Annotated in this window: 4 protein-coding genes; 1 reads left to right on the forward strand and 3 read right to left on the reverse strand. The window is 70.1% G+C overall.

Features of this window, described 5'->3' with window-relative positions; all coding sequences use genetic code 11:
• On the forward strand, positions 1–2,810 hold a 2,810-nt coding region (locus VF794_RS41320), incomplete at its 5' end, for a CHAT domain-containing tetratricopeptide repeat protein (protein ID WP_331119501.1).
• Between the two features lie 270 nt (positions 2,811–3,080).
• Here the strand turns inward: VF794_RS41320 and VF794_RS41325 are convergent.
• From VF794_RS41325 to VF794_RS41335, 3 genes are all read right to left on the reverse strand, one after another.
• Positions 3,081–3,233 (reverse strand): hypothetical protein, encoded by a 153-nt coding sequence (locus VF794_RS41325; protein ID WP_331119503.1) that lies wholly within the window; start codon positions 3,231–3,233, stop codon positions 3,081–3,083.
• Positions 3,234–3,409: 176 nt separating this feature from the next.
• Entirely contained in the window at positions 3,410–3,745 is a 336-nt protein-coding gene (locus VF794_RS41330; RefSeq protein WP_331119505.1) for a hypothetical protein, read from the reverse strand.
• A gap of 154 nt (positions 3,746–3,899) precedes the next feature.
• Positions 3,900–5,431: DUF3418 domain-containing protein (locus VF794_RS41335; RefSeq protein ID WP_331119507.1), on the reverse strand; the 1,532-nt coding region annotated here is incomplete at its 5' end.

Raw genomic sequence — 5,431 nt, forward strand, 5'->3', positions numbered from 1 at the left:
AGCCGCTCTACGAGCGCGCACTGGCCATCTGGGAGATGGCCCCTGGCGAGAACCATTCCCGCATCGCGCAACTGCTCTTCTGGGGCCTTGGCGATCTCTACCGGGCCCAGGGGTTGTCCACTCGTGCCGAGCCGCTCGGTGCACGTGCGCAGGCCATTCTGGAAGCGGCCCTGGACAAGAACCCTCCCAACGTCGCGGGCTCGCTCCTGCACCTCGCTGGACTCTACATGCGCCTGGGGTCGTTCGCTCGTGCCGAGCCGCTCTACGAGCGCGCACTGATCCTTCAGGAAGCGGCCCTCGGCAAGAGCCATCCCCTCGTCGCCGATACGCTCTTCCGGTTCGCTGTGACCTGCGCGCTCCAGGGGTTGTACGGCCGAGCCGAGCCGCTCTTGTTGCGCGCGCTGGCCATTTGGGAAACGGCCCTCGGCAAGAGCCATCCTCTCGTCGCGGACCCGGTCGGCAGACTTGGCAGACTCTACCTGGCCCAGGGATTGTACGCTCGTGCCGAGCCGCTCCTTCAACGCGCGCTCACCATCTGGCAAGCGGCCTTCGGCGAGAAGCATCATTCCGTCGCCGAATCGCTCGACAGCCTTGGCGGCCTCTACCTGGCCCAGGGATTGTACGCTCGCGCCGAGCCGCTCCTTCAGCGCGCGCTGGCCATCTGGGAGACGGTCTCCGGTAAGAGCAACCCCTACGTCGCCAAGCCGCTCAGCAAGCTCGGCAAACTCTACCTGGCCCAGGGGCGGTACGCACGTGCCGAGCCGCTCCTTCAGCGCGCGCTGGCCATCTCGGAAGGGGCCTTTGGCGAGAATGATCCCGACGTCGCTGACGCGCTGCACGATCTCGCCGACCTCTACCTGGCTCAAGGGTCGTACGGTCAGGCCAGGCCGCTCTACGAGCGCGCGCTCGCCATCCGGGGAGCGATTTTCGGCAAGAACCATCCCCACAGCGCTGAAACGCTCAACCACCTCGCCGTGGTCCATCTGGCTCGGCATCGCCTTGCCGAGGCCCTGCCACTGCTCATGCGCGCCTTCGCCATCTCCGAGCATCGCCTGCGCCAGGAGGCACTCGGCTTCTCCGAGGTGCGCCTGGCTCGCTTCCTCCAGTTTCTACGCACCGACGAGGAGCGGCTTTATGCGCTGCTGCGCGCCCACCCCGATGACGTCCACGTCAGACGCCTGGCCCTCGGTGCCGCCCTCCTGCTCAAGGGCCGTTCCGTCGAGGAGAGTTCCAACATCTCCCGGATCATCTACCAGAGCCTGGGAGCCCAGGATCGCGACGCCCTCGAGCGGTTGAGTGGGCTGCGCATGCAACTGGCCCAGTTGTCACTCCAGGGCCCCGGCTCGCTTTCACCGTCAGCCTACCAACAGCGTCTCGAAGAGCTCACCGAGCAGGGCGCTGCCCTGGAAGCGGACCTGGCCAGGCGCTCCGCCCCCCTGCGTGCGCTGGCCGCACTGCCGCCCCCCTCGGAGATTGTCGACCGTGTCGCCGCGGCCCTGCCCAAGGACGCCGCCCTCGTCGAGTTCATCACCTACGTGGACCGCCCGCTCGTGCCCGAGCCCGGCACGTCCGGGCCCCAGAGCCCCGGCCCGCTGCGCTACCTGGCGCTGGTGCTCTTCCCCGACGCCACCATCCGCGTCCAAGACCTGGGACCCGCCGAGCCCATCGACTCCGCCTCCTCGCGTCTGCGCGACGCGCTGGCCAACCGCGACGCCTCTTTCCAGGCCTCGGCCCAAGCGCTCCACCAGATCGCCTTCCAACCCCTGCTGCCGCTGCTGGGGGATACCCGCCGCCTCTTCCTCTCGCCGGATGGTCAGCTCGCCCTGGTGCCCTTCGCCGCCCTTCACGACGGGAAGCAGTTCCTCGTGGACGCCTTCGACTTCACCTACGTCCCCTCCGGCAAGAACCTGCTGCCTCGCCCCCAAGAGAGCAGCCCCCCGGGCTCCGTGGTCGTCCTCGCCGATCCGGACTTCAATGCCCCCCTCCAAGCACCCGCTCTTCCCAAGGAGGGCACGCTCGCGCTGGCCGAGCGCGCCATGGCTGGCGAGCGCCTCTTGTCCCTGCTGCGCGCGGACCTGGCTCAACGAGCCTGGGCGCCCACCCCCCTGCCAGGGACCCGCCAGGAGGCCGAGGCCATCCATCGCCTGCTGCCCCAGGCCCAGCTCTTCCTGGGCCCCGAGGCCACCAAGGAGCGGCTGCTGCAACTGCCTCCACCCGGCATCCTCCACCTGGCCACCCATGGCTTCTTCCTCGAGGACGCGCCCCAGCGCCCGGGCTCCCGCGCCGTGGGCCACTTCGGGGCGCTGGGCGAGGACGCCCAGGCACCCAGCCCCCCGGACCCGCTGCTGCGCTCCGGCCTCGTCATGGCGGGGGCGAGCGCCCCGACGCCCTCCGGCTCCAGCCCCGCCCAGCCCTCGGCTGAGCGCGCGCTGGTGACGGCACTGGAGTTGACGGGCCTCAACCTGTGGGGCACCCAGCTCGTCGTCCTCTCCGCGTGCGATACCGGGCGAGGCGACGTCAAGCTCGGCCAGGGCGTCTACGGGTTGCGCCGGGCCTTCCTCGTGGCGGGAGCGGAGACCGTCGTCATGAGCCTGTGGAAGGTGAACGACGAGACGACGCGCGAGCTGATGGAGGCCTACTACCGCAACCTGCTCGCGGGGCAGGGCCGCGCCACGGGGCTGCGCGAGGCGATGCGCGAGTTGCGGCGGACCCAGCCTCACCCCCACTACTGGGCGCCCTTCCTCGCCATGGGCCGGGAGACGCCCCTGCGCCTGCTCGCGTCCAACTCCCAGGAGGCGCATCACCGATAGCCCGCGCTTCGACGAGCCCGGGCCTGAAAATTTGTGTGAATCCTGGGCGCATACTGATGGCCGCAAGGGCGGGTTGAATCACTTCGTCCCCAGCCAGTACGAGCGTCCCTTGCTGCGTAGCACCTCCTCCAGGAACTCGGTGAAGGAACTGGCGATCTGCTCGCGGTAGGCCGGGTCCGGCCATGTCGATCTCCTCGGGCGTGGCGGGCGGATAGGGGAAGTGGGCGCGGGAGACCTCTTCGAGCAAGCGGCTCACGGGCGTAGTCATCGTCAGTTGTCCGTATAGGGCAGGTTGGGTCCCACCGTATTCCAGGGGGCCTGTCCGGCGTAGCAGGCGGGATACGCCTTGGTGTAGATGTCGTGAACGAACGGCTCGGCGGGAAAGACGTTGTTGGGGTCCACCGTTGGGGTCCACCGGGTCACCTCCGTGCCAGAGATCCCGGATGTGGTGGCCGGGCCAGTATTTGCCACCTTCGGAGGGCCATTCTCCGAACCTCTTGCTCCAATCCCGGCGGAAAGGACTCCCTCACGTTTTCCCAAGCATCACGCAGGGGTTTCTTCTCCGCTGGCTCCAGCGTGCGGTAGTCGCAGCAGCAGTGCTAGATGCCGTAGCGGCTCCCGGCTTTCACGGGAACGGGTAGGAGGACGAGGCTTCCCTCCCAATCGAATTTGAAGTCGGCCAGCCACATGCACCCCTTGATCGTGTGGCCCTCGCTGGCGCACTCCCTCTGGCACCCGTTCATGAACTCTCGGCGGCATTGCCAGGGGCCGTAGTAGAGCGTCGTCTTCATCCGACCACCCGGCACGTTCAACCAGGGCAGTTCCTTCTTCCTCGCGGGTTGGACTCCTGGAGAGGGCGAAGGGCCAGACCCGCCTGTGTCCCGAGTTGTCGCGCATCCGGGGAGGAACAGCATCACCGCTCCGGCCAGCTTCATGGGAAATCCCCGGGTGGCGGAGCGCGGGTGGGCGTACCGGAAGGGGCCGCCCTCTCCGCGGGCGGCCTCCCCCTCCGCCTCGTTACCCTCCCCGTCGGGCGGCAGCACATTGAGGACGCCGATGCTCTCGTCGCGGACGCACAGCCACTCGCTTCTAGCGCAGCGCCGCGAGGGCCGCGCCGACCTTCGTCACCGTCACCGACACGGGCGTCGTCAGCTCCGGAGCGAAGAGGGCCACGCGGAGCTCCTCGAAGGCCCACCGCAGCTCCTGCGCCGCCTCCTGGTCACGCACGGTGGCGCGCCTGGCGAGGAAGGTCTCCCACAGGGGGGTGAAGGGCGCGGACTTCCCTGCGTCCTTGCCGGGGTTCGCCACCGCACGCGACAGCCGTGCCTGGGCCGCGCGGAGGTAGCGGGGGTAGTTCAGCAGGCGCACGAAAGGAATCCACTCGATGAGGTTCGCGGGGAACAGGTGCCCGAGCTGCGAGCGGATGTCCCGCACGGCCGCCGCGCCGCTCGGCCCCTTTGATGCTGCCTTGAGTGCATCGAGCGTCGCGACGAGCTCCCAGGAGGTGGCGGCGACGGCGTCCGCCCAGTCCCGGGCCGCACGCTCGATGCGCGGTGAGCCCTCACGGACCAGCGCCTCGAAGGCCGCCTGCGTGCGGGGCAGCGGCGCACCGGGTGCGAGCTTGAACGCATCGTCGACGCTGCGTGCGAGGACGAGCGCCCGGAAGGCGTCGGCCTGGCCCCGCGCGGGCGGCGCGCCGTCCAGGGACGGGAAGGGCGGCGGCATGCGCGCGGCGCTGACGGCCACGTGTCCGCGCGCGGCGAGCATCAGGAGCCGGCGGACCCCCGTGCGCGTGGCCGCGTCGGCGGCGGAGGAGGTCTCGAGCAGCACCAGGTCCACGGCAGCGCCCCGGTCGACGAGCGCGGGGTAGCTGCGGAGCTCGAGCCCGCCGACCCGCCGGGTAACCACGGGGGGCAGCTCGCCGAAGGTCCAGGCCGTCAGCCCCTGGCGCTCCCAGTCCGAAGCCGGTGCCGCGCTGCGCAGCGCCGCCCGTGCACGTCCCCCGTACTGCTCGAGCAGCGCGTCGGCGTCGCGGCCCCGCGCGAGCTCCTTTCCCCGCTCGTCGAGCACCCGGAGCGTGAGGCGCAGGTAGGGCGCCACGGCATCCGCCCGGAAGGAGTCCTCGGGCACGTCCACGCCGCACAGCCGGGACACCGCACGCGCGAGCGCTGGAATCATCGGCCCGCGGAAGGGCACCAGCTCCTTCTCGAGACGGTCGACCAGGTCCGGCAGCGGCCCCAGCTGCTTGCGCTGGGCGCGGGGGAGCTGCTCGAGCAGGGCGGTGAGCTTCTCCCGCATCCACCCGGGGATGGTCCAGTCGAGCTCACCGGGGACGAGCGGTGCGAGCAGCAGCAGCGGCACGCTCAGGGTGATGCCGTCGTCCTCGGCCGAGGGGTCGAAGGTGTACGTCACCGGCACGGACGCGCCATGCAGGGTGATGGCATCCGGGTAGTGCGCCGGGGACAGGTCCGGGTCGTGCGAGAGGGCGTCCTCCATCGAGAGGACGAGCACGTCGGGGTCGGCCGCCTCGGCCTTGCGGCGCCAGACCTCGAAGCCCGCTCCGTCCGTCACGTCCTCCGGGAGGCGCTGGTCGAAGAACGTGAGCAGCGCCTCGCTGTCGA

The organism is Archangium sp. (assembly GCF_036389735.1).
Taxonomy (GTDB): Bacteria; Myxococcota; Myxococcia; order Myxococcales; family Myxococcaceae; genus Archangium.